This window comes from Maridesulfovibrio salinus (assembly GCF_055394525.1).
Window position 1 is genome coordinate 3049094 of the sequence record NZ_AP042461.1, and the last position, 25901, is coordinate 3074994.

The following is a 25901-nucleotide window of genomic DNA, read 5'->3' on the forward strand; positions in this document are numbered from 1 at the left end:
TCCCTTTCAGCGCGAAAGCCTTTCTCCGAATATTACCCCGGCAAAGCCCGGTTAACAATTTTCGGATTTCTTAATTTTTCAGGAAAGCCCTGAAAGCAAGTTCGGTCGCGTAAAGGTCAACCTTGCTCGTAAGTTCAAACGGGCTGTGCATGGAAAGGACAGGAGGACCGAAATCAATTACGTCCATACCGTAAAGGGCCAGAAACTTGGCAACTGTTCCGCCGCCACCGAGGTCAACTTTACCGAGCTCGGCCATCTGCCACGGGACTCCAGCTTCACCCAGTATTTTCCGCAGCCAGGCCACAAATTCCGGGTGTGCATCGTTTGCTCCCACCTTGCCTCTATGCCCGGTAAATTTACAGAAGCATGGTCCGTATCCGAGATAAGCGGAATTAAGCTTCTCATGAACATCCTGATAATCCGGATCGATTGCGGCATGAACATCAGTTGATAAAGCCTTACCCGCCATCATGACCCGGGAAAGCTTGGCGTTGGGTTCCCATGCCTCAATAAGATCTTCAAGGCAGTATTCAAAGAACAGGGACTTGGCTCCGGTAGATCCTTCCGAGCCGATCTCCTCTTTATCATAGAAAAGAACAATCTGGGCGTGTTCCGGTTGCGGGGAGTTCAGGAAAGCCTCAAGAGCGAGAAATACACATGAACGGTCGTCCTGTCCGTAACCGCCCACAACTGATTTATCCAATCCTACATAACGGGCGGGGCCAGCCGGCACAATATGCATCTCGGCACTGAACAGGTCTTCCTCCACAATGCCGTACTTCTCGTTCAGCAATTCAAGAACCTTGCGTTTGACTGAAGGTTTAGCCTTGTCTTCACCTTCTTCATCGACCCCGCTAAAAGAGAGGGAGTGACCCATCAGGATATTCAGTTTCTCAGCCTCAAAAGCATCACTTACCTTTTTCTCAACCTGCTTGTAGGCAAGATGCGGCAGTAGATCGAGAATAGTCAAAACCGGGTCATTGAGATCTTCGCCTATTACAACATCAATTTTTTCACCATCAGCCTTAACTACAACTCCATGCAGGGAGAGAGGTCTCGCCAGCCACTGATACTTGCGGATACCGCCGTAATAGTGAGTCTTGGCCATGGACATGCCGAGGTCCTCATAAAGAGGATGCTGCTTGAAATCCAGACGGGGGGTGTCCGCATGGGCTCCGACAAGACGGAATCCCTGTGACAGCGGCTTCCTGCCTTTACGGGCTATGAATATGGTTTTATCACGAAAAGAACGGTAACATTTGTCACCTGCGATGTAATCGTCAAAACCGGCTTCTTCCAGCCTTTCCTCTACATATTTAATGGTTTCACGCTCAGTTTTGCAGCGGGTGAGAAAATCAATGTAACGTGCCGCCAGATCATCCATGGCCTCACGGTGTTCTTCATCTTTATATATTTCCCAGCAACTTCTGGTTTCATGTTCCAATGACATATTCATATTGAACTCCTTTAAACCGTTCCATCAGGAACAGCCCCGACTCACCTGCTGAGGAAACTTAATTTCATTCCTACAGTCTGCAGTATGAGAATCAGTGATAAGATTTGGTTTATTAAAATTCGCGATAACAGTTTGAACTGTTCAGGACTAACAAAGAACCTGCGATAAAGCTTCTGCACAGAGCTGATATTCATCTCTGGAAAGTGTTCTCGGATCAAGGCAGAACAGGTCTTCCTCAATGCGTCCCACCAGAGGCGGTTCGGTTGAAAGCAGACGCTCCTTGAGATCTTCCACGGAAAGGTCACCGGTCGGCATCAGTGCTACCAGAAATGTTTTAAGATCCTGCTCCGGGAAAGCTCCTCCACCGACACGGGAGACACCTTCACGGATGGATATCTCTACGGAATCTCCCAGACGGCGGCGCAAGGTTCGGGTAAGAGCCTGAGCCTGTTTTTTAAGATTCTCAGGACGCTCGGTAATCATGCGTACAGTCGGGACTTCACGTCTGGCTGTTTCCGGATCAAGGTAAAGCCGCAAAGTGGCTTCAAGCGCGGCCAGAGTCATTTTATCAATCCTTACAGCCCGGTTGAGCGGATTCTTCTTGATCATGTCGATATACTTCTTCTTACCGACAATTATTCCGGCCTGTGGTCCGCCAAGAACCTTGTCGCCGGAGAATGAAACAACATCCACCCCCTCGGCCACAACTTCCTGCACTGTAGGTTCACGTATAAGCCCAAGGCCCGAAAAGTTTGTCAAGTTCCCGCTACCGAGATCTTCATAAACAGGCAGGTCATATTTTTTTCCCAGTTCAGCCAGCTCCCCGCCGGAAACCTCTTTGGTGAAGCCGATAACCCTGAAATTGGAAGTATGCACTTTCATAAGAAGCGCTGTTTCTTCATTAATGGCATTCTCGTAATCACGCAGATGGGTACGGTTGGTTGCCCCCACCTCACAAAGAGTCGCGCCGCTTTTGGCCATTACATCAGGAATGCGGAAAGAGCCGCCGATCTCGACAAGCTGTCCGCGGGAGACAATTGCTTCATGGCCCTTGGCCAAGGTCTCCAGAGTGATAAGCACAGCCGAAGCATTATTGTTCACCACCAGAGCGGCCTCTGCGCCTGTAATTTCGCAGATTATTTTTTCGACATGGCTGTAGCGGCTTCCACGCTCGCCGGTTTTCAGGTCAAACTCCAGATTGGAATAACACGCACAGGCTTCAGTCACGGCCTTTACAGCTGAATCCGCCAGCAGGGAACGACCGAGATTAGTATGCACAACCACTCCGGTAGCGTTAAGCACACGCCTGAAATGAGGCTTGGCCCCGGCTCTCACATGGCAGGTGATGCGGGGGAAAAGGACATCACTTGAAAGCTGTTTTTCTTCGGTAATCACTCCGCCCCTGATCTCTTCCCGGCATACATCCAGAAAACCATTTACTAGATCACGGGAAAGGGACCTCGGCAGTCCATCGATCACCCCTTCTTCCTCAAGACGGTTCAGTACAGAATCGACAGACGGCAGGTATTTAAAAAGATTGGACAAGTTTTACTCCGTTAGGTTCATCCAATTAAACAAATCATTTTTCCAGAAATTCTGGGTATCTTGTATAAAAAGCCGCCAGTAAAAACAAGGAGCCGCAGATTAGAACTGTTTTATCACCATCGGAAATCTTTGCCAGCGCCTCGTTGATATCACCGGCTGATTCAGCGCGCGGGCCGATAACAGCGGCCAATTCCTCATGGGGGTATGCCCGTTCATTGCCCGGTATTCCGCAGGTGATAATGGTTCCGGGGGTCAACCGGAGCAGGGTTTCGCGAACTGGTGCAAGGTCCTTATCTTTCATGCATGAAAAAATGACCGCGTCAGGCCTGATCCCGCTTTTCTCAAGTTCTGACTCCAGCGCGGCAAAAGCATGCGTATTATGTGCCCCATCCAGTATATAGGTACGGTCAGCCTCAACAGACTGCAACCTTCCGGCTATAAATCCTTTCCTGACACCGTCGCGCACTCGCTGCTCATGAAAATCATAACCTCTGATATCACAGAACAAACGCCAGGCGCAGGCAGCCAGCCGGGCGTTCTGCTTCTGATGTTCGCCGCGCAAAACCGGCTCAAGACCTGAGACATGCTCCATTTTTCCAACATGGTGCAGCTCACATCCCAGTTCAGCGGCTCTGGCTTCAATAACCGCCCCGGCTTCATCAACCTGATCTGAAGTGACCGCTTTGCCTCCAGAGCGCATGGCGTCAGCTTTATCCTCAGCTATAAGCCGGATTGAGTTGCCGAGCACTTTCTCATGATCCAAACCTATGGGAGTAAAAACTGTCAGGGACGGATCGACAGTATTTGTTGCATCGTAACGCCCTCCCAGCCCGGCTTCCATGACAGCCAGATCGACATCGTGGTTTCTGAAAGCCACAAGAGCCATGCAGGTCAGGAACTCAAAATATGTAAGTCCTGCATCAGGCGCAACACTTATCACTTCATTGGCCAGAGCTGTCCATTCGGTCTCTGAAAGCATTGCCGAGTCAATTGTAATACGCTCACGAGGAGAAACAAAGTGAGGAGAGGTAAACGCTCCGACCTTCAGACCGAACTCCTCGGCAATTGCTGTAAGGTAGCTTGTTGTAGAGCCTTTACCGTTGGTCCCGACGACATGAATCACCGGGAAACTTTTTTTCCCGCCCCACTTGCGGACAAAGCTTTCCATCCTGCCGAGACTGAGGTCCATATGGAACAACCCCAGTTCATCCAGATAACTGCTGAATTCCGAAAAATTTCTAAATTTCAAAACTTTTCCTTATTTTTTGCTTGACTGGCAAAACCTGTTTGTATAAATAAAGCATCTCTCGCGGGGCAGTAGCTCAGTTGGATAGAGCAACGGCCTTCTAAGCCGTTGGCCGAGGGTTCGAATCCTTCCTGCCCCGCCATGTAAATACAAAGGGTTATGAGAATTACTTCTCGTAACCCTTTTTTCGTGGGTAAGCGATGGGTAAGTTGATTGAAAAAACATGTAAACCCGAATACAACTGAACCATGCCGAATAACTCCACAGACACAAAAAAGAAACGACCCCGCATTAAGACAAAGTTCAGCGGGGTTTATTACCGTGAATCCCTCACAAAGAGGCACAGGGGCAAGCCTGATCGCACTTTCCTCATCTGGTATAAAGAAGCAGGCAAAACCCGCTGGAAAACGATAGGTTGGGCCTCTGAGGGCATCACAGCGCAATATGCCAATGCCAAACGCACCGAAATTCTTGCTGCGCTCAAAAATCCTATTAACAACGGCAGTCCTGAATTCACTCTCAACGAATCCGCCGAGCTGTGGTTCGGACGCCGCGAGTTGAACGGTAAGCCCACCAAGAAAGAACGCCAGCGGTACGACAAACATCTGCGCCGCTACTTCGGTGCGCTGCCGCTCAACGCCATCACAACTGACATGCTGCTGCGTACCCGCAACAAGCTCCAGCAGACTCTCTCCGCTGAATCGGTCCGCAAATGTTTTGCATTTGCGCGCAGCTGCGTCAACCTCGCAATTGCTGAAAACCGCTTCCCCGGCCCGAATCCCTTCTCGACCAACAACAGCCAGTTCAGCCTTCCGACACCGGATAACTGTGCATTGCGCTTCTTCACTCCCGATGAAGCAAAGAAGCTGTTGGATGCACTCAAGCTGAAACAATCCCGGCTGGCTTATGACCTCAGTTTCGTGAGCCTCAAGACAGGGCTGCGCAGTACCGAGCTTTTCCAGCTGCTCGGGAACTCCATTGAATATTCCGGACACCTGCGCTTTGTCTCCAAGACGAAAGATATCCACAGGGTCAACGCCCCCAGGGATGTTCTGGAACTGCTGAGTTCCTACAAGCGCCAGCCAAACGAACATATTTTCCAAGCCCGAGATGGCGGCCCCATCGTCAACGGCGTTACCGGGGTATTCGACCGCACGGTCACAGACCTCGGTTTCAATGATGGGGTGACCGATTCCAAGCTTAAGGTCACCTTTCACACGTGGCGGCATACCTTTGCCAGTTGGCTGGCCCAGTCCGGCAAAGTCACGCTGCACGAGTTGATGGTCTTGATGCGACATAAAAATCTCCAAATGACGCTGCGCTATGCGCACTTAATTCCAGATGAAAACAGAAAGAAATTATCCATAATTGACGAAATGATGCTCTAACCCTGTTCTATGGTCTTGACCCGGTTCTCCGTGAAATAAGCGTCAAGGTCCTCGCGGCGGTAACGGATACCGCCGCCGATCCTCGAATAACTCGGTCCTGAACCTTTCCCTCGCCAGTCCTGCAGGGTTTTCTCTTTGACCCCGTATTCCTCCGAGACTTCTCTTGGAGTCAGCCAGAGGACTCTTTTATCCAGGGCCGGACGTTCTTCTCCGCTAGGATCAGTGACCGACACCGAAACCGAAAGGCCTGAACCCAGATCACTTGCAATCTGAGTCAGCATCCGGCGCACAGCATCAGCCCGCTTGCCCGGAGTCATTTCGAAAACATGGGTCCCGCTTCCGGTTACAACCACACCGTTTTCAGCTGAAACAATTTCTATCTTGCTCATCTTTTCCACCCCCGACAAAGCACTCTCAAATCCCGTTTATCAATCAAAATGCAATTACCCTCCGCCAGATGCCGCAGATCAGGATCGTTAATCTGGTTAGGGTGCTTGCGGCAGACATTGCGCCAGTCATCATCCTGAACCAGGTCGCAATCGCCGGAGCTGACCAGTCGCAGGTCACGTTTATCAATGAGAATGGTTTCGCCCTTGCACAGGTGGCGCAGGTCATTATTGTCGATTTGATCGCATTCATCAGCGCCGGCCATAAGGGGAGCGGCGAGGGTAAATGCGGTTGTGGCCACGGCTGCGAGGATTATTTTTTTCATTTCTTGGCACTCCGTTCGATTTCAAAAAGCAGAAAGGTATTAACCTGATCCGTGGTCAAAGCATCAGATTTGCCCATGAGAGCATAAACCTTCTGAATACGGTGAGAAACTTCAACAACACAACTATTGCAGACATCAAGTTCCACGCCACCGGAACGGTGCGGGGAATTATATTCGCGGACCTTAGTCACTTCTTTTGTTTTGCAGATGTCACACATTCTTATCAATGCCATAGTGGTATATCCTCCTGTTTTCTTACATTGGCAAGTCACAAGGGTGACACTGCCCCATCCATAGAATCCCAACATTCCGCATGCCGTTGCTCAATGTCATCAGCCAGCTTTTCATATCCATCAGCGCGCAGAGTCTTAGCAAATTCATTGATAGCGGATGCTGCGTTCTTATCACCGAACTCAAGTACCAGGCAGCCGCCTTTGATGGGTTTTCCGTCAACCCTGCTGACATCGTATTTTTTGTAAATGCCTTTGGTTTTATCGCTCATTTCTTCATTCCTTCATGCTGTTTCCGCATGTAATCCCTAATATTAACCGCATATTCCCAGAAATCACCGTCCTCAATGGGGATGGTCTGATAGTCTTTGTCCTTCCAGACCATCCCATCAAGCGGACAGGTTTCAAGGGTGACTGTCTCCGCGCTGTTCTCCCGGAAGAGGAGGACTGCTTCATCCTCCAGCGGGAAACTATCGGCGTTGGTCCAGTCTATGGTGCAGGCCATTATACTGCGTCCTCCGCAGCGTAATCCGGCCCAACACATTCCCAGAGCTGACCAAGAGGAATACGACCATATTTGAGCCGAAATTCCTTGTCCGCTTTGTCGCGGGTAGCATCACAAAAAGAACAGGTCTTGAAGGTACGAAAATCGCCTTCCCACATGCCCTCGATGCGCTGGTATGTTTCGCCCGGCTCAATTGTTGCGCCGCATTCACAGCACTTATGCTGTTTACGGGCCTTAGGTTTGGTCTCGTTGTAGAGAGTGGGGGCTTCGCCGTCTCCGATGTTGCACATGGTGGCTAGTCCTCCCACTCTTTCAGGTAGAGTTCGAGCATGTCGGGGTTGCACTCTTCAATGCCGGTGATTTTTGTGCCTGCTGCGTAGAGCTTGAAGATAAAGGCTTCGGCTTCATCAAAGCAGGTAGGGTTGTATCTCTGTCTATGGCTGATCCTCAGTTCTTCATCAATAATATGCAGCCTGATATCTGATTCGTTAGCTATGCTTCTATAGCTCCCTATATCTTCTTTCTTTTTCCAGATGTTTATAGACCAGCTTTTAAACGAACTGTATTCGTTAGCACCTATTTCAACAGTCATTTCAGAATCCAGTTCATCGTCATAGAACGGATCATCTGTGCGCCAAAATGAAGCGATTTTTAAAAGCAGATCGTCCATGCTTATTTCTTCAGGGGCAGGCTGAAGCAGTTCGTCAATCTGACTGATGAAATGTTCGTAAGCCTGACCGTGAAACATATTGCCGAGGCGAACCTTGATTGCGGAAAGCATCTGCTGGTTGTAGCTGTCGAAATCAATAGCTGTGAGGTCGAATTTAAGCCCCTGTTCTACTGCGTTATCGATCTGTTTTTTCAGGTTGCCGCCATAGCTAAACTGTTCACTGATTGCACCGCTGATAGTTGATTCAACCTTTGCTTCAACGAGCTTGGCTATTTCGCCGCTTTCAACCATTTCATTTACTTTTGCGTTTACTGCTTTCTGTATTACTTCCATTCTCATTCCCTCCCGCCGCTTTACGCGGATTTTCTTTTCCGGCGAACTCGTTTGAGCAGCCTGTATTTGTTTCCGCACTCCACACATTGTCCAATCATGGAACCGGAGCGCGATTGCTTCAAATCTCCACCGCACTTGCATTTTACATCCTGCAGGCGCGGAACCATCAAAGCATTAATATGGATGGAGTTGCGCTTCTTTGGTTTGGGACCAATGCCCAAAGCTTTGAGGACTCGCGCATATTCTTTTTCAACCCACGGGTCGCAATCTCCATCACCGAGCATGTCACCGAGTTTGATGAGCTGGCGGTGCAGGTGGTCTTTTGTTTTTTGGTCGAGGATTTTGGGAGTGGCGTTCATTTTAAACCGCCTCCGGAGACGAATCACAACAAGCTGATTCAGCCACAGCATAAAGCCCACGCTGAACACGTTCGAACTTGCCTTGTCGTACCAGGACTGACAGGGCGAAAGAAATTCCGAGCTTCACAGTTTTTCGGCCTTCAACTTCGGGCCATCCGGACTTTTGAATCTGGTGGGCGGTAAAAGGTCCTAATCCAGCATTTTGATGTGCCTTGCCGAGTTCGAAAACTTTGCTCCGAATCTCGCCCGGGCTAGCATGACCATACAGGCTGCGTTCGGTCCTTTTTGTCTTGGTGGTAAGTTTAGCAAGAGTCGCAATGGTCGATTTGGTTTCCCCGGGAGCCTCACTGAAACCAAGCCGTGTCATTTCCAAGCTTTCTGCCCGGGTAAAAAGCCCAAGATTTTCAATGGCACAATTAGTCTTGTCACCATCCAGAAAGCGGATTACATGGTTTTCGGGTACGGGCCCATTAGCTTGTTCCCATATCCACACCTGCTTGTGCATGAAGCGACTCTTGGCTTTAGTATATGGATTCGTAACCGGGACTTTTATCTCAACGAAACCTTCTTTGTTAAGCCGCTCGGTATACATGGGCACGGTGTTACCAGGGACACATCCCTTCTTAAAACATCCACTATTTGGTTTGCAGACTCCTGTTCCTGCTAAACCGTTATTCCAAGATTTATGACCTTTCTTAAAACGCCCAGTTCTACCGCTCCGGATCTTGTGGTTATCAATGAAGGCCTCGATCTGGTTAACTCCTTTGTCGGTGCCAAAATGATTATTGAAGAACTTAGTCAGTTCGTGCTTGTCCATCTCCCTGTAGCCTTCCTTGATGAACTTAATTTGCTCCGGAGTATACGTAAGCCGTTCTCCCTTTCTGACCCCACGTGGTCGACCGCAACGTATTTTATGATTTTTCAATGTTGATTTTATCTGCTGCTCAGTCTTGTCTAGGCCAAAGCGTTCGTTGAACTTGCTGGTCAGTTCCGGAACACGGCAAGATTTAAAGTTCTGCCTTAGAAATTCAAGATGTTCAGACGAATAACGAAAACGCATAGCTTACTCCGTATCGATAGCCAGCATTTTGGGAGCTTTCATGCTCCCGCCGATGGAATTGGACGCTGCGATCTGGGCCTTAAGGACAAGGTTGGCGTTGGTGACAATTTCTTTCGCCACATTGGTGATGGCGTGGGAGCGGTTGATCTCTTCTTCCAGAGCTTCGCCTTTGAGTTCCTCATCGTTGAGGCGTTCGAGCTGTGCAAATAAATGGTCGTTAAGGTCTGTAAGTTTATTTTTCATGGCTTGTCTCCTTTATGATTCTGGACAATTAAATGTTAGACCACCCTTCCGGCTTCTCGCACTTTTCAAACTCATAAACCCATACCCACGGATTATCCGCCCAGCGGGTTCCGGGCTTGGCGAGGGAGTCCCATATGTCACGGAATTTGGCGTGAACCGATGGCGCACCGCATGCCTCGCAGCCTTCGCCGTCATACCATGCGTCAGAATGAAGGCCGTCCCTACGAACAGGGCAGAGAGTCTCGGCGGTATCAACGCCCTCGGCTATGCAATCTTCAACGCTAATTTGCTGCAGCCGCACAACGCGAACGGTTTTAACTTTGAGAAACAGGCGGCAGGCCCATTTGGGCATGTGGATGGAAGGACGCCATTTTGCATCGGGACCTTTTTCCCATCCGTCTTCACGCCAAGTAGCCCGATAGACCGCGCCGCCACCTCCGGGGATTTCTGCGAATGTTTCCCGCACCCATAAAGTGTCTCCGGGCTGGTAAGGGGCGCGTTTGCTCATGGCCCGTGCAAATTCATCAGTATCTTTCCACCCCATGAGCACTGTGTTTTTGTTCTCCCATGCCCACCCTCCAGAAAAATTTTCGTGAGCAGGTCTAATCTCAGGTTGCGGTGTTATCACCCGCCGGGTCTGTGTCTTACGATTATCCAGAGTTGCGCGGACCATTTCGCCGTTCATGAGGATAGGGAGAATTATAGGCATTGTTCGCCTCCCTCCATTCACGCATATACTCAATGCAGGCCGGACCGTATTTCTTAAATAGATCGCAGGCGTCTTTCCATACTTTCATGGGAGAACCGTCATTTGACGGGGAAAAATCAGCGATAAACAGTCCTAAACTATGTATATCAAACCGCTTGTAGAGCCGGGCAAGTTCGCCCATTTGGTCATCCACTGAATGCTTACGGACGCAACGCCAATTAATGGGAGGCTCCGGAATATGTAAAAGCTCGGAACGCTCTTGCGTTTCAAACCCGTCATACCAAAACTCACGCCCAGGATTGCACTCAGAGGGCACGCACAACTCCAGTTCACCGAGTTTAACGCCGCAATGTCTGCAAGTGTAAAAAATGCATGAGGCGTGATATTCAACCCCAAAGCAATAAGGAGGCAAAGAGCTACAGGGTAAAGTATCTCCGCCATTCAATTCCGCTTCAAATTCATATTCAACGGAATCACCAGACTGAAAAACATCCATAACTCGGCGACCGCAGGCCGGGCAGCCGATGTCCATTCTCGCAGCACGAACAAATTGAATTTTAGACATCCTGCACCTCCCGCAAAACCCGGTCAGCTTCCGCTCCGGCTTCATTCCAACGCTCAACGTTAATTTTATTGGCTACAAAACAAATCAGATCTTCAGGCTTGAAGGGCCCCAAGAATTCGCACCGGGCAGTACCGAAGGCCCTATGCATCATAAATTCATTATCCCTGCGAAATTTCGCGTTATCGCCCAGATAAAGCACCTTTACTGCCTCAGGTTTTGTTTCAGCACGCACATAGTAAAAACCAGCGGTCACAGGCTCCGGCCTTGTCCACCTGATCCGGGCGGCTAGGCCTTCCCGAAACTCTGGTTCCGCGTTGAGAACCTTCCGGGCCGAAGAATCCAGAAAATTTCTTTTCAACATTTCAACCTCATATCAGCGGACAGTAATCCGCCATTGTAGTTCCATATAACGGTCAGGGACGTCCTTCAAAAGTTCTTTCAACTCTTCAATCATCATCGCAACTAACCTCCCCATCACAAGCCTTGTGCCAGTATGTTTTGCCGTCAGAAGAAAAAGCCTCGCCTACAAAAATCGGGGTTTCGCAATACTTACATCTGAAAAATGAAACCTTGCCCTCTTCCAAAACCACAAGCTTTTCATCGTCCTTAGGCTCCATACTGCTGCAAAACGCGCTCACGTAGTGGATATAATTCTCAGCGGAAAACGGGCCGAGATATTCAACAGCATCACCTGCCGGAACCATTTCATTAAGCACCACATTATGCTCGACCGGGTGATACGCGTTCACCACGTAGCAGTGCACGGCCGGTTCAGCTGCGGAGTCAGCCCGCACAAAATAGAAACCGGAAGAACTCGGTTTTTCGTTTGTCCAGCCTTTAATCTCTGCAAGACGGCGCATAAACAAATTTCCATATGCCTGGATCGTAATCAAAATTGATTCGTGTAAATTTTCTCTGTGGCTCATAATCCCCTCACACCAGCGGACAGTAATCCGCCATTGTAGTTCCATGTTTTCCGGCTGCGGGCTTACCCACTGCCGTTGCATAATCATCCAGATCCTTAAGCGCGTTAAAATGAGAACCCAGCTGATAATGATGCCGGGCCAGCGGGCGCTTAAAATCTTCGGGGTTCGGAAGCCTGTCCGCTGCGGCGACCTTCTCACGCAACTTTAAATTGCTGATTTCAGCCTGATCCTGCAGCCGCCGGAAAAAACGTTTCCTGCTGTGGATGACCAGAACTTCGCCGAACAGCTCATGATACAGGCACACCACGGACTTGCAGAACGTCTTTGCCCTGCCGCCATGGGCGACATTGGTAAGAGGCAGTTGATAATAAATCATTGCGCGCTTCATCACCGGACGGCGGCAGTAACCCACCGGGGAATGACCAGCCGCCGCAACCCGCACAACTTTGCAATCCCGGTTCATGGCAAAATCAGTATTCGGTATCAGTTTAAATTCATCGCTCATTATAAACCCCTCTCTCGCATTGTTCCGGCTCCGCTTCCGGTAATCCCGGCAGGGCCAGCCTGTTTAATTCCTCAAGGTCAGTCAGCAATACACCGATGCTGCAGGCCCCAATCGGGTCCAAATGAGGGCGAAGCCTGCGTAAACGGTTCTGAATGGCCGCTACTTCCGCTTTTACGTGGGGATTGTCGTGCATGCCTCCCTCCGTTCTGTATCCCGCTCAAGGGCGTTTTCCAGCCGAACCACGCAGACCGCAGCAGTGATATGGTCAACAAAAGGCATGCCCCGCAGCTCGTCAGCAACGCCGCGGGCAGCCTCTTCAAGACTTTCTACGCAGGTCATGCCCTGCGGGTTGTTTTCCAATAAATCCATGCCTTTTCTCCTCTCAGCCCTCCCCGGTTAACGGGGTGTCAGGTGGTAAAATTACCGGGGAGAGCTGATTTGCCGGGTAACCCGATTCCGGCTGGCCTGATACAGGAGGTGTTTTCAGGGGAAATTTATTTGATTGCTTCAAGCCCGTTGAGGATCACAATCCCTTTATTGAGCACGTCCCGCATTTCTTTACAGATGCGCCGCGCTTCGGCCCTGTCGACCGTGCCGTCAGCAACAGCCTTTTCAGCTTCCCGGGAAACCTCGCCCATCTCCAGCACCAGCAGATTCAACTCCCGCAGCAATCCGATACAGTCGAGGGCTTCGAATTTAAGAGCCAGACCACCGAACTCAACCTGTGTTTGCAGCCAGTCCAGCAGGATGGTGTTACCCAGCACGCCGCAGAGTTTCGGGAGGGTCGGCAGACTGGGCCAATATGAATCATCGTAAAAAACGCGCTGTGCATGGCCGGGCTTCCAGCTCATTTCAGCCTGAATTTCGTCTATGGTCTTGCCGGACTGGATGCGTGCCAGATTCAGGGCATCGGGCAGGCTCATGGTTTCAAATGATTTAGTCATAGTGTGTTTTTCACTCCTCCACTTACATTGGCAGTCTAAATTTTTTGTGTAATTATTCGAGAATTGGAAAAGCCGTTCCAAAATTAGAACTTCTATTTCTTTTCTCTAGGCTGGATTCCCGGCCTGCCGCTGGTGGCTACGGGAAGACTGATTTTATCGACCCCGGCCTTTTTCAGCTCTTTGCGCTGGGCGGGAGAACAAACCCCGGAACGCTTGATGGTACAGGCACGCTGGACAGAAACACCCAACAACTCGGCAAGCCATTTGTTGTCTTTGTCATTGCGGATCATCCAGCATTGAAATTCAGCAGATTGACGGGAGGCTTTGCTTTTTGTAGTCATATTTTTAATTAGGTTTAAGAGTTAACCTAATTGAGTCACCAATTAGGCAGTTAGGTTTATTTGTTCATTTAGGTTTAATAATTAATCCATTTTTGGAAAAAGAGTCAACACTATTTTCCAAAAATAAAACCAAAAGCGGAAAATATTTTAAAAATGGAATTATTTGAGCGCATTAACAAGGTGATTGAAACCTTTTATGATGGAAAATCATCACATTTGGCAGCTGCTGTGGGGGTTCCGCCGAATACGTTCAACAGACATATTTCCAAAAACAACCAGAACAAGATCAGCTTAAATCTTATTTTTCTGATTTTGGAAAAAACGCCTGAAGTAAATCGGGATTGGCTTTTCTTTGAGGAAGGGGGGATGCTAAAGACTCAACCGGAGTCAGCAGAAAAAGAGCCGGAACCATTTGCAGGTCAGCCAGCACAGACCGTGCAGCAGGAAATAACCGACCCCATCAGCCAGCGGATTATTGTCACAACCGAAGCTTTGGAAAAAGCCGGAGCTTCACAGGAAACAATTCAAACGGCTATCCTCACGATATTGAAGTCGCCAGAACAGCAGCCGCCCATTCACGAAAACAGCGCAGGTGAGGGAAACAAGAAGGCGAGCTAGAAACAGATTATCCCGTCTGGTATCGCGGAATCGTGATTGACGGGATTTTTTTTGGGCCTGAGAAATGACTGATTACTAATATTAAAACTCAAACATTGGAGACAAAACAACATATGTACAACTATCATAGTAAGCTCTTAACTTCAGTAGCATGCATTATCCTGTTAACCATATCTGCATGCAGTGGTGACACAGGCCCGGACACTTCCAAAGCTCTAAACTACTCAATAGTTAAAACCGAAGCCAATAACTCAAAATACGGAGTACAAACAGTTTCAGACATAACCATTGATCTGGTACAGGATACAAAAACTATTACACCTGAAGCCCTTGCACACACTGTTATCAAAGCTGTTATCAAAGCCCAACATGAAAACCCGACAGAATGTGCGACTGCCATTATCTGGCCTGACGCAAGCTTTGTTCGCTCAACTGAACATTTAGCAATAGCAACATACATCCCGGAATCAACAAAAAGAGCCGATGACCCACGAAAAGAATGGGATGTTCAGACTGTCAAGGTTAATATCCCAACCGACAAACTGAGCACGCTGGCTGGAACAAGTCTTGAAATTATTACACAACAATACAAAAATTATCCTGTTGAATAAGCCCAAAAAAGCCCTGCTACTCACACCGAGCAGCAGGGCTTTTTAAGGGGACGGACTTAACTCAGTCCAGCCAGCAACTTATCCTTCTGAAACTTTCTCTTCAAGTTTTTCCTGATTTTCTTTACTGAACCAGCTCCCGGTAACAGCTCTTCGAAGCAGGACCGCAGGACCTACGAAGATGAGTAACGATTTCTCCCACATGGTATCAGCCAGCCTGCCGGGGCCTTCCCACATGACATCAACAGGCCATGACTGACCGGGCAGGCCGTCAAGGTGGCCCTGTTCGTGAAGTTCCACCAACCGCACAAACGGTTCCGGCCAGAGCGGCAGTTCGTAGGCCTCCGCACGGGTATAATGCCTTTTACCATCTGCATCGGTTTCCCAGACAGTTTTACCGAACACAGGTTCGCGGAAAAACTCGCGCCAGGTCTTTTCAACTCTCTCTACTTTCACTTCGTTCATTTCGCTTTCCTCCACGGCAATACATACGAGTAGCCGAATCCCCAGCGGTAGGAAGTAGGTAGCCACCGGACTCCGCCAATCCGTACGGCTATAAACATCACAATTGCCCACCACGGGTAGCCCTCAGCTGCAACGCAGGTCATAAGCCATCTATCAGCCTCATAACGCTCAGCTGAGGTTCCACCCTTGTGATAAGCCCGGTCATGCTCAACACAGGCATCCGCCCACGGAACACGCTTTCCGGTTAATTTCCTGTACAGCCAGCTCATGCCGCCGCTGCAATCATCGGTTGCAAATTCCTTGAGCCCATCCCAGCCGGTTTCCCGGCGGTAGGCCCATGCGAACCATACCGCGCCGAGTAAAATTAATATCCAGATCATTTCAATATATCCTCCACCAAAGCCCGCCCGAGAAGGGACTCGAACACATGCCGATAATCTGCCGGAGTGGCCCCGCCATCCCGGCAGACCCGTGCAAACGCTTCCCGTGTCTGGGTACTCATCTGCGTTAAATCAAAATCATCAGACGCCCGTTTCGCCGGAACCTCACGGTGGAATGAGATTCCGCCTTGCTGCTTAACAAGATGTTTTACTTCGCTCATGATCTCTCCTGAATATTCATTGTTGCTGATTTAAACCTCATATCCACAGGTCCGAATACGGCCATGACCAGCCGCTTGAGATTTGGGTCCTCATTTAGAGTAATCATGTCGGACGTGATTTTAAGCCGTCCGGACACGACCTGTGCGGTCAGAGCTGCAGGGGGCAGGTTACAGCGGTCTGGGATTTTGACTACCTCCGCTCCGGTGGGAGCTTGGGCAAGGGGGGTGGCGAGGGTTACGGTTGTTGTATAAAAATCCGGTGATACACAATTAATCTTCATGCGCCACATCTCGTTGCCCCATGCCGCTTGACCATCAGCAGCCTGCATTGTTGATGCATCTTCGGACGGACCATCAAAATAACTGGAACCATAAGGTCCGGCAAAATCATAAGCACATACACCACATGCCCAATCATCGTCACCAGACAAATATTCAATTGTTATCCAGTAATTTTTGCCACTGTCGACTTTTACAGGAGAATCAAAAGAAAATGGGATATCACCCTGAATCATTGTCTGTTGGTCTGAGGTTCTTAAGAGTGTCGTAGCTACGTTATTTTCGTCAGTAGAATATACCTTTGCAACACAAATAGCTGTTGAACTCTGAGTGTTATTCACAACAACACCAGTAATTAATTCATTCAAAGCATTATACATTAGACCGCAAGCCCGATTGCCTACGCCAGAAATATATCCCATCTGTCTTGAGTTGGTCTGAGTTTCTGCGAAAGTACCTTCTACGGCTGAGGCTCCAGGGGCCATTTTCTCAACAACCTGCGCAACCTTATGCAGCAAACCGTTAATCTCGAGATCATTATGTACAGCACTCGGGTCGGCAACATAAGTCAAGTCAGATGCTTCCTTGAACTGAATCTTGTGCAGCACTTTGTCTCTATCCATTGCAAGGCGAAACTCAGTGTATGCTGCTGCATTCGAAACAGGATACTCAAACTCCTGCCAATCAGATGTCCATCTAGTTTCAGTAGTATCTACAAGAACATCCCACGAAGTCCCGTTGAATCCTTCAAGCAGGATGTTTTCAGGTGGAGAAGCACTCAGCCCACCGGGAATACCGCCACCAAGAATGAGTGCCCCGATTACAACTGGTTGAGGCGCTGTGACAAACCCATATCCACTTGCGCTTCCGGTAGCCCACGAAGGAAGATAGCCGGGAACTGTCGTTGCTTCATCGTTCTGCCTCGTCTTGCAGAAAGGATAGTTCTGGTTGATCACTGCATTCTGACTCATTGACCACCCATCAACAGTTGATGTTTGTGTCTCTTCGTCATAGATCGCACCAACAAACGAGGGGATCAACTCCGCCCCCGTTCCACCAACTGGCGGACCGTTCGGCTTGACCACCTTTTCGGCTAAGGACTCAGAGGATTCGAATACGAGGTCAGAAGTGTTTGAACCAGTTCCCCAAGCCAAGGGGATTTCCGGCCCCATATACTCGCCGACTACCCCCGCGCCCAACTTAAGAGCAAGCCCCGCAGGCTTTTTAAAAACTTTTGTTGGAGCTACAGAAAAAGGCGGATTTACTGTAACGGCATACATACTCCCGTATTGATACCCTGTTACAGGAGCTACCGTGGTTGCAGCAAAAGTAAGAGTTTCCCCTACAACAGCGTCAACAGGATTGGCCCGTAGAGCTGAAGTGTCATACATATAAGCGCCTGCAGTATTAAAATTAGCTCCTGCAACATAGAAACCCCCTGTAGAGGGCACGTCATATGGGGTGTCTAACTCAGCGTATTCCAAAAGGCCGGAGCCAGAATGGGTTAGTTCCACTCGGGCAACACATGTGTATTCCGTTGCCGAGTCCTGTCTATAGATAAATAAGTATCCAGTCTGGGCGGATGAACTTTTCAGCCCTAGTGCATCTATCCTTTCGCCATTAGGGAGGGGATAATTGTTATTCATAAAAGTAGAACCAAAACTGTTACTAGCTCCAGCCTGAGATGTCTCCACGGTAGTAGTGCCCCCGCCCGATACACTGTCTACTGATGAGGACCCGGTGTCCGCCTCTATCTCGTCCCCAACCTCTACGGCAGAACTGGTATCAAAACCTGTTGTAGAAGCGTTGATAACATTCTCAAGCTCACCGCTTGCAAGCTCAATTTCCAATTCAGCAGATAACACCTGATTGGCGTTGTCTGCCGGGTTTGAGTATGCAGGCGGTTCAATTCCGTCTGTATCCGGGGTTTTGTTCCATTCGCTATCCGCTATAGCTACTGCGACTCCATTCACGGGCACGTCCTTGACGTTGACTGAACGATTCGCAAGATAGCTCCGGGCGTAACCGTCCGCCGTTGAATAAACTTCAATTGTGAAAACGGTATCCGTATCCACAATGGGCATGGTCCACTTCCAGCCCCACTGCCCTGCATAATCACCCTCAGTGAATTGCATCAGACCGGACAGGCTGCCACCGGAAACCGTAGGGTAATATTTTGCATTGGCATCATACGATGCGCCGAGGCTTATATCATGCGTGGTTCCCTCGTTTGCGGTCAGCGGACCCGCCAGTGTGGGCATGGGTGCGCGTTCATAGCCGAGCAGCAATTTCCACTTGGACTTATCAGAAGGGGCAACACCGGAGATCGAAGCTTCAGACAGACACACATAGATACTGGTGTCATAAATTACGAAATCATTTTTCACATAGCTGGCTGACGGATCGTAAATATCTGCCTTTTTACCCAAAACGAGCGATTCAATCTGCGCCTTGAGATCATCGGAAACACCGTCCATCGTTTTGATCTTTGCCAGCAGGGTTGCCGCCCCGTCCCGGGCCGCGCCGACCTCAAGGGCAACGGCATCAGTTGCGGATTGCTGAGTGGATTCCAGAGAATTGATATATTCCACCATCGCATCCAACAACGGAATCAGCCATGTGGTAGCCCAGTCGAAATTGTTATCACAATCAACCGGGGTCCGAATGAGGGTCATAATACCTCCGTTAGGTTAAATTTTGCCGAGTAACGGTTATGTGTTGGCTGCGTCACCTTGGGCACAGCTGAAAACTTGCAGTGAATAGAAGTGTATTGACTGGCTATGGGATCATCCGGAACAAGTGAAACCACCAGCGGGATAGAAGTCCCGCAATGGTGGCGCATCTTCATCAGCGGCCCGTTAACCTCACCCTCGGTGAGATTATCCAGCGAAAAAGAAAAAGAGTAGCGGCGGTTTTTCTGGTCAACCCAGTCCTGACCGCCGAGGGAGCGCTGAGTGCTGGAATCATCACCGAGATTGTCCGACCAGCCGTAAGAGAAATTTTGTGCCGGTTCCCAGTGCTCGCAGAAAATCACCCGCCCCACATGAAAAGGGCTGGGGGAATCTATTTCGATCCTGGAATTCTTGCGGCAAAGGGGCCTGTTTAACAGCATAATCAGATTGGTTCTCGGCAGGATGGCGAGATCATCCTCGCTTGGATAGCCAAGCATGGATGAATTACAGAGCGGCAACTCGCTCATGTTGTATACGGGCTTGATTACCTCGGTTTCCTGCTGGAAAACCTCAGTCTGAAAATTGTCATCATAAACCCGCAACCGGACCTTTGAACCGAGGCCGAGGTTATGCCCGACCAACACCAGAGCGGTGAAAGTTCGCGGAATATCGCTGGAAACCTTTATCCAACCCCCGGCGTCCGGACATTTCCAGGCCCGCGCAATCTGCGGGTTCTGCAGGTTCTGCACAGGCCAGCCCGGAGCCGAGGCCGAAGCCTCAAGCACTGCTTTATCAAAATGGGTGTTGTTCCAGAAAAAATGAACATTCTTCATCGGAATAGCTCCAATTTAACTTGGTTTTTGGTCATGTCATCCGAGATTTTCTGCACCCGGTAAACGTGATCCACATCCAGACGGTCACGGGTTACGCGCACGTGATCCCCGATGTTGAGCGCAAAAAGCTCGGCGTGCGCAGTACAGCCCGCCACCAGACGGCGAACCGAAAAAAGTGCTTTCCAGCGGTCACGGATGGTATCGGCATCGGCCTGCGCGGTCAGGGCGGTTTTTTTGGTTACTTCCTCGGTGGAGGGATTGGCATCATGCAGCGCGGAATCCTCCCAGCTGCGTTCAGCAGTGGCGGCATTATCCCCGGTGGCAGAGTAATAGACCACGCTGATTTTCCAGTAACGTTTGCCGTGGTCGGCCTCGTTGAATTTGAAAAGCTCGATATCTGAGAGATTGAGGACCGGATCTGCATCGGCAGCCGGCTCGGCGAACGTGGCCACGCGAAAAAGGCCCGCGCGCGAGAACCCGAACCAGCAGCCCAGCGGGGCCAGCAGAATATCCAACACCGAACCTATGGACTGATTGGCGGTGACAGGCAGCCAGACATTGAAATTATTCTCCGCCGCCCATGCATCCCAGAAAGCGGTTTCACGCGTCTCAGCGGAGATCCCTGCATCATCGAGCAGCCCGGAGACCACAGTGGGCAGCGCGCCGGACAGGTTTTTGTCGCTACCGATTTTTTTATCGAGCAGATCGCGCACCCCATCCACCAGCGGCAGGGTAAGCTTATTGTCATCCCATGCAGGCTTAGGCCCCACCCGGCCGGAAAAGATTTCTTTGAACTCGGAAACGTCCAGACCGCCGAAGCCGGACTTGATGGAAACAGGCGCCCCAGCAAAATCCCTGCTGCGGATAGATTCGTCCAGATGTCCGCCGGAAGTGATCAGGGAGCAGTTTCCGTAGGTGGCAACGGTTCTGCCCAGTGTCAGAGCCTGCACTGAACGGGTCAGCACAGGCAGGGACTTGATACACGGGGCATGATAGAACTCACACAAAGCCGGGTCGATAGCGTCTGAGGAAAAGTACAGGGTTTCGCGCTCGGCGTCCGGGTCGGCAGGATTACTGACCTGTACCTCAAGAGTGTAGATTTTGCGGCTTAAAGGCTGTGCGGCGTAGGTTTCCCAGCTCATTTTATACCCCCGCCTCGATCAGCGTGTCCGCATGGACAAACTGTTCACCGTTTTCCGAGGCCTCACGTAAGTGGGGAACCAGCACCTGTGCAACCTGCTGGCCGTCCAGATGGATATTGACCACAGTGGTTCCGCCACCGGAGCCGGAAACAGTGTCACGCTGCTGCCGCGCAGAAACCAGATCACGCACAGCTGCGATAAACTGCTCGGAAATCTCATGGTTTATAACAAAACCGTTGGTCTGCGGCATGAATATCTCACCGGGCAGACCGCGTTCCTGCCAGAGCGCAGAATCCCCAGCGTAAACAGGGCCACCGTGACGGCGGGAATATCCACCTCTCCCGTTACCGCTACCACCAGTCGTTCCAATTCCATCACCTGAAACGTTACTGCCGGAGCTTTTGTAGCCACTATTCCTGCCAGAACCCAGAGATGCCGCGAAATCATCAAACTCATGCCCGAAATCAGACAGGTCATAATCACCGGCTACGCCGTCATACCCGGAAAAACCACCAAGGCCGCCGGACACGTCCCCAAGTCCCCCGAAATCACCGAGTGAATAGGAACCACCCGAACCACTGAAAGTCCTGCCGCTATTGATCGCAGCCCTATAAGCGCGGGCAATAGCCGAGTTGGGGTTTTGAATTGAATCTATATCGACCCGCTTACCATCTGCAGTGTAATAGCTGTCGCCGTATTCAAAACCGCCAAGCTGCCGGGCTGCAAACTCGCGGGCAGAGTAACCGAAGAAACCGAGATCCTGTTTAATTGCTCCGGCAATTGCGGCCTGATCGACCGCTGACCCCGACATCATCTGGGAAGTGTACTCGTGTCCGAACTGGTGAGCAGAGGCCAGAGCCTTGGAAACAGGGTTCGGCTCAGAGGAAATGCCATGCACTCTTTCCATCCGGTCCATGATCACCGCCACCATTTCCGGAGCGGTCAGAGCCGAGAGGCTGAAACCAAACGCGTATTTTCCTTCCTCTAAAGGATGGGCATGGATAGAATTCTGAAAGCTCTGAAAAGCCAGACGCCCGGCAACGGCGCCAAGCTTCTCTTCAAGCATATCGCGGACAGTTTCATGCTCACGGGCATCAAATGCGTCCGCCAGCCCTGAAACAGCCATGGAGAAAACAGGGGAAAGCACTCCCGACACAATCGGCGCGGCAGGCCCGCCGAGCAGGATACCTGCCGCAGAACCCAAAATATTCCCGATATTCGCTGAAGATATGTCAAAGCCCATAAGGCTGAAAGCTGCATCATTCATACCCAGCGCGCGGTTGCCCCACGCGCCCATCAGGTTTCCGGCGAAAGTTGGGAAAAAGGAACCGGCCAGACCGGAAAGCGCGTAATTGTATTGGGCGTTATCCACCGCGGACTGGGAAATATCCATACCCTGTTCACGCAGGAAATCCGCCTGCCTGCCAATGGTTGTCCAGTTCTGGACCGCGTTGGCAATGCCGACCAGAGCGGAGTCCCGGGCTACATCGAGCATGTCCCAGCCGTACATATCGCGCTGGGAATTGTTGATCCGGTCAGAAATGGAATATTGTTTACCGGTGACCGCGTAATCAACGATGTTGTCAAAGAACGCGCCTTTGGACATGCCGTCCGACCCGGCAACCTGGCGCAGGGCCTCGGACTGTTTTGCGGGTATAACTATTTCATCAGTCTGGAGGATTGCGGCAACTTCATCAGCGCCGACCCGCATGTTACCGGTATGGAAAATGTTCGACATGAAGGTCCCGGCCATGTCGAACAAACCGCCGCCCATACTGACCAGCGCCTCAATACCCTTGTTGACCGCCAGATCAGCAACATGGTTCATTACAGAACGGGCCATACCCCGCCAGAAGGAATCCCAATAGTCGGAAAAGGATTTCATCTGCCCGGTCAGAGCATCAAACCCGAGATCAGAAAGCGAAGACTTGGCACTGGTGGCAAAATCATTAAAAATATCCACACCACGCTCAGCCCATGTCTGCTGATCTTCAAGCATCTGCTCATAGCCGAGGGCTATGCCGTCAAAGAAATCGCCGTGGGCCAGCAGCCTTTCTCGCGCAGCCTGTTTTTCTTCTTCAAGACGCTTTTTGTTCTCTTCTTCAACCTTTCTGGTATGTTCGCGCTCCAGCTTGGCAAGCTGAGATTTTTCCCACTGGGCAACCTTGACCTTGTTATTGTCCTGACGGTAAATGCGGGCCTGTTCACGGATGGCGCGCTGCTCTAAAATGTAGGGATCAAGAAATTCATCAGCAAAGGCGGCGTTAAACTCGGCCTGCTTGCGCAGCTTTTCAGCGTTGTACTTTTCATCGATCTCGCGCAGGGCGTATGTTTCCCATTCCACCAGCTCAACATGGTCAACCTCGGCCTTTTCCCAGGCCGCTTTCTGGGCTTTGATCTGTTTTTTCTCAAATTCGTATGGTTCGCTGGTCAGTTTGAGCAAAGCCTTGTTCAAGTCTTTCTGGGCGCGCTTGCGGGCTTTGATTTCCTTGTCAGTGAGGGCGGAACCAGGAACAACTTTACTATTTCCGGTTCCGGTGCTCTTGATGTTCTTCGCTTCTTTTTCCCGCAGTTTCGCTCTTTCGTTTGCAGCCTCAAAAGCACGATTCACACTACGAGAACTTGCCCAATTAAGCCTATTCCGTAACTCTTGCTCAGCAGATACTCCCATATCTACATCTGTTGACGGGAATAGATTCAAATCCAACGCGCCAGAAGGAACTGCAAATTTGTCGCTTGCTCTAGAGGCTAAAGAAGTAGAAAAATCTCCTGTCCAAAAATCAGCACTCTGACTAGGATCAATCTTTTTCCCTTCCTCAATCAGTTGTTTACGCATTTTGCGGACAGTATCACCGCCCCAATTAGCATCATAAACACCGCCATCAAGACCAAGGAATCCGAATATTTTATAAAACTGCTTATTAAATCCCTCGGTAAAACTGCCCTTTTCGCCTAGATCATTCGCCACGGATTTTGCTTGTCCGACAATCTCGCCGAATCCTGTCATAGCGGCCAGCAGACCGCCCATGCCCCAACTGCCGAAAAGCATGCGCCCAAGGATTCCGGCCCCGGCCACACCTGTTATCTCTTCAGGCAACCCGGAATAAAAGTCATAAAGGCCTGAAACCTTCTTACTGAGTTTTCCAATGGCCTCCCCGGAATCTTCAGCCCAGTCTTTAATGTCTTCGTTATGCTCGGTGAGCCAAGTGGAAATGGAATCCAAGCCCTTGTTGAATTCCGGGGCAAATGCTTCCCCGAAAGTCTTCATGGAATTGGACCAGACCGAATCGAACTTCTTGCGGATAGCCTCAGATGTTTTCGACCACTTTTCAAAAGCTTTATCCGTGGAGCCAGCAGCAGAGCCGATAGCATTGATGTTATCCGCCAGCTTGCGGCCGTCTTCGGCAAGAAGCGCGGAAACACCCATAAAAGCCTCGGAGGATTCAAACAGGCTGGAGACTCCCACGCCTGCGCTGTCCGCGTATTGCTTCAGGAGCTTCAAAGAGCTGACAACGCCCTTGTCAGCAATAAGGGCGTTACCGGATTCGTAACCCAGCGCGGTCAGGGCCTCGCTCATGGCCGTTGTGGGCTTGAGCAGGTTGACCAGCATGGCTTTATACTTGGTGGCAGCCTCGGCGGTTGAACCGGAGGTCTGAGTCAGCAAAGCCATGGAAGCGCCCATCTCACTTGTGGAAACAGCCGCTTCATTAGAAATATTGGCGAGGTCACCGATAACAGGGACCAGCTCACTGAAGCTGGTCTGGCCCTGCCGCTCGATGGCAAAGAGGAGGTCCGAGGCCTCGGTGGCGGTTGAAATTTCATCGCCGTAACCGGCCATGACCTTGGTCAACGCCTTGATGGTCTCGGACTGGGTGACGTGCGCGGCCTGTGATGCACGCGAGGCCACGGTCAGCATTTCCACGGATTTGACCGGGTCGGTCACCCCTGCGGAAATGGTCTGGTAGTACCCGCGCATCAGCTCGGTGGAGCTGCCGAGCACGGGGTTTATAGCTTCAATGTCTGCGCGGATCGCGCCGAGGTCGCGGTCGGAAACCTTGCCCATATCAACGAGCGCGGTTTCAAACTGGCCGAACTTGTCCACCGCACTGGCTACCGACACACCGATGCCGGACAAGCCGCTGAAAGCGGCCAGCCCACCCAGGGCGGAGCCGAGGGAATTCACCCGCCGGGTAACGCCCTCGGCCTCCATGCTGACTCTGTTGAAAACACGGCTTGCCTGGTCCTGTGCGGAAATAATGATTCTGGTATTAGTGTCGTTCAACTATCATTGCCCGTACTCCGCTCGGTTTGTGTCATCGCGATTTCAACTGCCCTGATCTTTTCGATTTCGTGCCGCCCGATTTCCATACCCAGCTTTTCCGCAACCGCGAAAACTGCCACCATATCAAAACCGACCGGACCGCCGAAACCAATGCGAAGCTGCCGGGCGCAGAGGCAAAGAAGCTCGAAAACCTCCTCGTTTTCCTCCAGCAACTCCGGGACCGCCCATTCGCACTCTCCACAAGGCGGGCAGTCCCGGAAATGTTTCCGGCAGTGTTCGCAGTTTTTGCTTAACTGTTCTCGGTCTGGGCTGTTGTGCCAGTTCCAGACGCCCACAAGTTTTTTATGGTTGCCTCAGGGACACCGCGTGAATATCTTTCCGTGGCATCACAGAGGATATTCACGTCACGCTGGGTCAGATCATCAGGGTTCTTGAGGTCCGGATACATGGCAAGAATAAGATCTTCACGCTTGAGATCGCCGTCAAAATCACGCAGTTCCTGCAATGCATCCGCATCCCCGCCGTCAGCCTTGGTTGACAGTCTGACAACTTCCTTGCGCAGCTTTTCAAGCTCGCGCCATGCCTTACGGGACAGGGACTTCAGAACAACTTTCTGACTGGAAAGGGGTACATTCATTTTTCTTTTCTCCACAAAAAGTTAAAG

The 25901-nt window shown here is 50.6% G+C and carries 34 protein-coding genes and 1 tRNA gene; 4 read left to right on the top strand and 31 right to left on the bottom strand.

Annotated elements, in window-relative coordinates:
* Positions 1-70: 70 nt before the first annotated feature.
* The 3 genes from ACZ5PW_RS13850 to ACZ5PW_RS13860 all read right to left on the bottom strand — a co-directional run bounded on the left by ACZ5PW_RS13850 (position 71) and on the right by ACZ5PW_RS13860 (position 4250).
* The gene (locus ACZ5PW_RS13850; RefSeq protein WP_464554636.1) at positions 71-1456 is read right to left on the bottom strand and encodes an aminopeptidase; all 1386 of its coding nucleotides are present in this window, start codon (positions 1454-1456) and stop codon (positions 71-73) included.
* A 147-nt stretch (positions 1457-1603) separates the two neighbouring features.
* Positions 1604-3001 (bottom strand): L-seryl-tRNA(Sec) selenium transferase, encoded by a 1398-nt coding sequence (gene selA / locus ACZ5PW_RS13855; RefSeq protein WP_464554638.1) that lies wholly within the window; start codon positions 2999-3001, stop codon positions 1604-1606.
* Positions 3002-3035: 34 nt separating this feature from the next.
* On the bottom strand, positions 3036-4250 hold the full coding sequence (locus ACZ5PW_RS13860) for a bifunctional folylpolyglutamate synthase/dihydrofolate synthase (RefSeq protein WP_464554640.1): 1215 nt from the start codon (positions 4248-4250) through the stop codon (positions 3036-3038).
* Positions 4251-4312: 62 nt separating this feature from the next.
* Between ACZ5PW_RS13860 and ACZ5PW_RS13865 the strand changes: the two genes are divergently transcribed.
* Both ACZ5PW_RS13865 and ACZ5PW_RS13870 read left to right on the top strand, forming a co-directional pair.
* Positions 4313-4389: transfer RNA gene (locus tag ACZ5PW_RS13865), tRNA-Arg, on the top strand.
* 106 nt (positions 4390-4495) lie between these two features.
* Positions 4496-5635 carry a tyrosine-type recombinase/integrase gene (locus ACZ5PW_RS13870; protein WP_464554642.1) on the top strand — a complete coding sequence of 380 codons (1140 nt, stop codon included), beginning with the start codon at positions 4496-4498 and terminating at the stop codon, positions 5633-5635.
* Here the strand turns inward: ACZ5PW_RS13870 and ACZ5PW_RS13875 are convergent.
* From ACZ5PW_RS13875 to ACZ5PW_RS13965, 19 genes are all read right to left on the bottom strand, one after another.
* On the bottom strand, positions 5632-6024 hold the full coding sequence (locus ACZ5PW_RS13875) for a helix-turn-helix domain-containing protein (RefSeq protein ID WP_464554644.1): 393 nt from the start codon (positions 6022-6024) through the stop codon (positions 5632-5634). The two genes, ACZ5PW_RS13870 and ACZ5PW_RS13875, sit on opposite strands and share 4 nt — an antisense overlap.
* Complete coding sequence (locus tag ACZ5PW_RS13880) at positions 6021-6347, bottom strand: hypothetical protein (protein ID WP_464554647.1); 327 nt, start codon at positions 6345-6347, stop codon at positions 6021-6023. Before ACZ5PW_RS13880 ends, ACZ5PW_RS13875 begins: the two co-directional genes overlap by 4 nt.
* Positions 6344-6580 carry a hypothetical protein gene (locus ACZ5PW_RS13885; RefSeq protein WP_464554650.1) on the bottom strand — a complete coding sequence of 79 codons (237 nt, stop codon included), beginning with the start codon at positions 6578-6580 and terminating at the stop codon, positions 6344-6346. The genes ACZ5PW_RS13880 and ACZ5PW_RS13885 overlap by 4 nt, the downstream gene beginning before the upstream one ends.
* 35 nt (positions 6581-6615) lie before the next feature.
* Positions 6616-6849, bottom strand: coding sequence for a hypothetical protein (locus ACZ5PW_RS13890; RefSeq protein WP_464554652.1), 234 nt, complete (start codon positions 6847-6849; stop codon positions 6616-6618).
* Complete coding sequence (locus tag ACZ5PW_RS13895) at positions 6846-7082, bottom strand: hypothetical protein (protein WP_464554654.1); 237 nt, start codon at positions 7080-7082, stop codon at positions 6846-6848. Before ACZ5PW_RS13895 ends, ACZ5PW_RS13890 begins: the two co-directional genes overlap by 4 nt.
* Entirely contained in the window at positions 7082-7372 is a 291-nt protein-coding gene (locus tag ACZ5PW_RS13900) for a hypothetical protein (protein WP_464554657.1), read from the bottom strand. Before ACZ5PW_RS13900 ends, ACZ5PW_RS13895 begins: the two co-directional genes overlap by 1 nt.
* Before the next feature lie 5 nt (positions 7373-7377).
* The gene (locus ACZ5PW_RS13905) at positions 7378-8085 is read right to left on the bottom strand and encodes a hypothetical protein (RefSeq protein WP_464554658.1); all 708 of its coding nucleotides are present in this window, start codon (positions 8083-8085) and stop codon (positions 7378-7380) included.
* Between the two features lie 20 nt (positions 8086-8105).
* Entirely contained in the window at positions 8106-8444 is a 339-nt protein-coding gene (locus ACZ5PW_RS13910) for a hypothetical protein (protein ID WP_464554661.1), read from the bottom strand.
* Position 8445: 1 nt separating this feature from the next.
* On the bottom strand, positions 8446-9504 hold the full coding sequence (locus ACZ5PW_RS13915) for an HNH endonuclease (RefSeq protein WP_464554664.1): 1059 nt from the start codon (positions 9502-9504) through the stop codon (positions 8446-8448).
* Between the two features lie 3 nt (positions 9505-9507).
* Positions 9508-9747, bottom strand: a complete 240-nt coding sequence (locus tag ACZ5PW_RS13920; protein WP_464554667.1) for a hypothetical protein — start codon at positions 9745-9747, stop codon at positions 9508-9510.
* 28 nt (positions 9748-9775) lie between these two features.
* Positions 9776-10456 carry a hypothetical protein gene (locus ACZ5PW_RS13925; protein WP_464554669.1) on the bottom strand — a complete coding sequence of 227 codons (681 nt, stop codon included), beginning with the start codon at positions 10454-10456 and terminating at the stop codon, positions 9776-9778.
* Complete coding sequence (locus ACZ5PW_RS13930) at positions 10398-11021, bottom strand: hypothetical protein (RefSeq protein WP_464554672.1); 624 nt, start codon at positions 11019-11021, stop codon at positions 10398-10400. Before ACZ5PW_RS13930 ends, ACZ5PW_RS13925 begins: the two co-directional genes overlap by 59 nt.
* Positions 11014-11382, bottom strand: coding sequence for a hypothetical protein (locus ACZ5PW_RS13935; RefSeq protein WP_464554674.1), 369 nt, complete (start codon positions 11380-11382; stop codon positions 11014-11016). Before ACZ5PW_RS13935 ends, ACZ5PW_RS13930 begins: the two co-directional genes overlap by 8 nt.
* Positions 11383-11467: 85 nt before the next feature.
* Positions 11468-11881 (bottom strand): hypothetical protein, encoded by a 414-nt coding sequence (locus ACZ5PW_RS13940; protein ID WP_464554677.1) that lies wholly within the window; start codon positions 11879-11881, stop codon positions 11468-11470.
* Positions 11882-11954: 73 nt separating this feature from the next.
* Positions 11955-12452: a hypothetical protein gene (locus tag ACZ5PW_RS13945; RefSeq protein ID WP_464554679.1), complete on the bottom strand. Its 498-nt coding sequence runs from the start codon at positions 12450-12452 to the stop codon at positions 11955-11957.
* Positions 12442-12645 carry a hypothetical protein gene (locus ACZ5PW_RS13950; protein WP_464554681.1) on the bottom strand — a complete coding sequence of 68 codons (204 nt, stop codon included), beginning with the start codon at positions 12643-12645 and terminating at the stop codon, positions 12442-12444. The genes ACZ5PW_RS13945 and ACZ5PW_RS13950 overlap by 11 nt, the downstream gene beginning before the upstream one ends.
* Positions 12624-12821, bottom strand: a complete 198-nt coding sequence (locus tag ACZ5PW_RS13955; protein WP_464554683.1) for a hypothetical protein — start codon at positions 12819-12821, stop codon at positions 12624-12626. Before ACZ5PW_RS13955 ends, ACZ5PW_RS13950 begins: the two co-directional genes overlap by 22 nt.
* A gap of 125 nt (positions 12822-12946) precedes the next feature.
* On the bottom strand, positions 12947-13396 hold the full coding sequence (locus tag ACZ5PW_RS13960; RefSeq protein WP_464554687.1) for a phage regulatory CII family protein: 450 nt from the start codon (positions 13394-13396) through the stop codon (positions 12947-12949).
* A 92-nt stretch (positions 13397-13488) separates the two neighbouring features.
* A complete protein-coding gene (locus tag ACZ5PW_RS13965) occupies positions 13489-13737 on the bottom strand; it encodes a hypothetical protein (RefSeq protein WP_464554691.1) in 249 nt (82 codons plus the stop codon).
* Positions 13738-13890: 153 nt separating this feature from the next.
* On the opposite strand from ACZ5PW_RS13965, the gene ACZ5PW_RS13970 reads away from it, so the two are divergent.
* Together ACZ5PW_RS13970 and ACZ5PW_RS13975 are read left to right on the top strand one after the other, a co-directional pair.
* Positions 13891-14355, top strand: coding sequence for a hypothetical protein (locus ACZ5PW_RS13970; protein ID WP_464554692.1), 465 nt, complete (start codon positions 13891-13893; stop codon positions 14353-14355).
* Between the two features lie 113 nt (positions 14356-14468).
* Positions 14469-14966 (top strand): DUF4875 domain-containing protein, encoded by a 498-nt coding sequence (locus ACZ5PW_RS13975; protein WP_464554695.1) that lies wholly within the window; start codon positions 14469-14471, stop codon positions 14964-14966.
* 78 nt (positions 14967-15044) lie between these two features.
* Here ACZ5PW_RS13975 and ACZ5PW_RS13980 read toward each other — a convergent pair whose 3' ends face one another.
* The 9 genes from ACZ5PW_RS13980 to ACZ5PW_RS14020 form a co-directional block, all read right to left on the bottom strand.
* Positions 15045-15428: a hypothetical protein gene (locus ACZ5PW_RS13980; RefSeq protein WP_464554697.1), complete on the bottom strand. Its 384-nt coding sequence runs from the start codon at positions 15426-15428 to the stop codon at positions 15045-15047.
* Entirely contained in the window at positions 15425-15808 is a 384-nt protein-coding gene (locus tag ACZ5PW_RS13985) for a hypothetical protein (RefSeq protein WP_464554700.1), read from the bottom strand. Before ACZ5PW_RS13985 ends, ACZ5PW_RS13980 begins: the two co-directional genes overlap by 4 nt.
* On the bottom strand, positions 15805-16029 hold the full coding sequence (locus ACZ5PW_RS13990) for a hypothetical protein (RefSeq protein WP_464554703.1): 225 nt from the start codon (positions 16027-16029) through the stop codon (positions 15805-15807). The genes ACZ5PW_RS13985 and ACZ5PW_RS13990 overlap by 4 nt, the downstream gene beginning before the upstream one ends.
* On the bottom strand, positions 16026-18983 hold the full coding sequence (locus tag ACZ5PW_RS13995) for a hypothetical protein (protein WP_464554705.1): 2958 nt from the start codon (positions 18981-18983) through the stop codon (positions 16026-16028). The genes ACZ5PW_RS13990 and ACZ5PW_RS13995 overlap by 4 nt, the downstream gene beginning before the upstream one ends.
* On the bottom strand, positions 18980-19813 hold the full coding sequence (locus ACZ5PW_RS14000; RefSeq protein WP_464554708.1) for a hypothetical protein: 834 nt from the start codon (positions 19811-19813) through the stop codon (positions 18980-18982). The genes ACZ5PW_RS13995 and ACZ5PW_RS14000 overlap by 4 nt, the downstream gene beginning before the upstream one ends.
* Entirely contained in the window at positions 19810-20955 is a 1146-nt protein-coding gene (locus tag ACZ5PW_RS14005; protein ID WP_464554712.1) for a hypothetical protein, read from the bottom strand. The genes ACZ5PW_RS14000 and ACZ5PW_RS14005 overlap by 4 nt, the downstream gene beginning before the upstream one ends.
* Before the next feature lies 1 nt (position 20956).
* On the bottom strand, positions 20957-25237 hold the full coding sequence (locus ACZ5PW_RS14010; RefSeq protein WP_464554714.1) for a phage tail tape measure protein: 4281 nt from the start codon (positions 25235-25237) through the stop codon (positions 20957-20959).
* On the bottom strand, positions 25234-25449 hold the full coding sequence (locus ACZ5PW_RS14015; protein WP_464554716.1) for a DUF1799 domain-containing protein: 216 nt from the start codon (positions 25447-25449) through the stop codon (positions 25234-25236). The genes ACZ5PW_RS14010 and ACZ5PW_RS14015 overlap by 4 nt, the downstream gene beginning before the upstream one ends.
* A 77-nt stretch (positions 25450-25526) precedes the next feature.
* Positions 25527-25874, bottom strand: coding sequence for a hypothetical protein (locus ACZ5PW_RS14020; RefSeq protein ID WP_464554718.1), 348 nt, complete (start codon positions 25872-25874; stop codon positions 25527-25529).
* Positions 25875-25901: the final 27 nt, after the last annotated feature.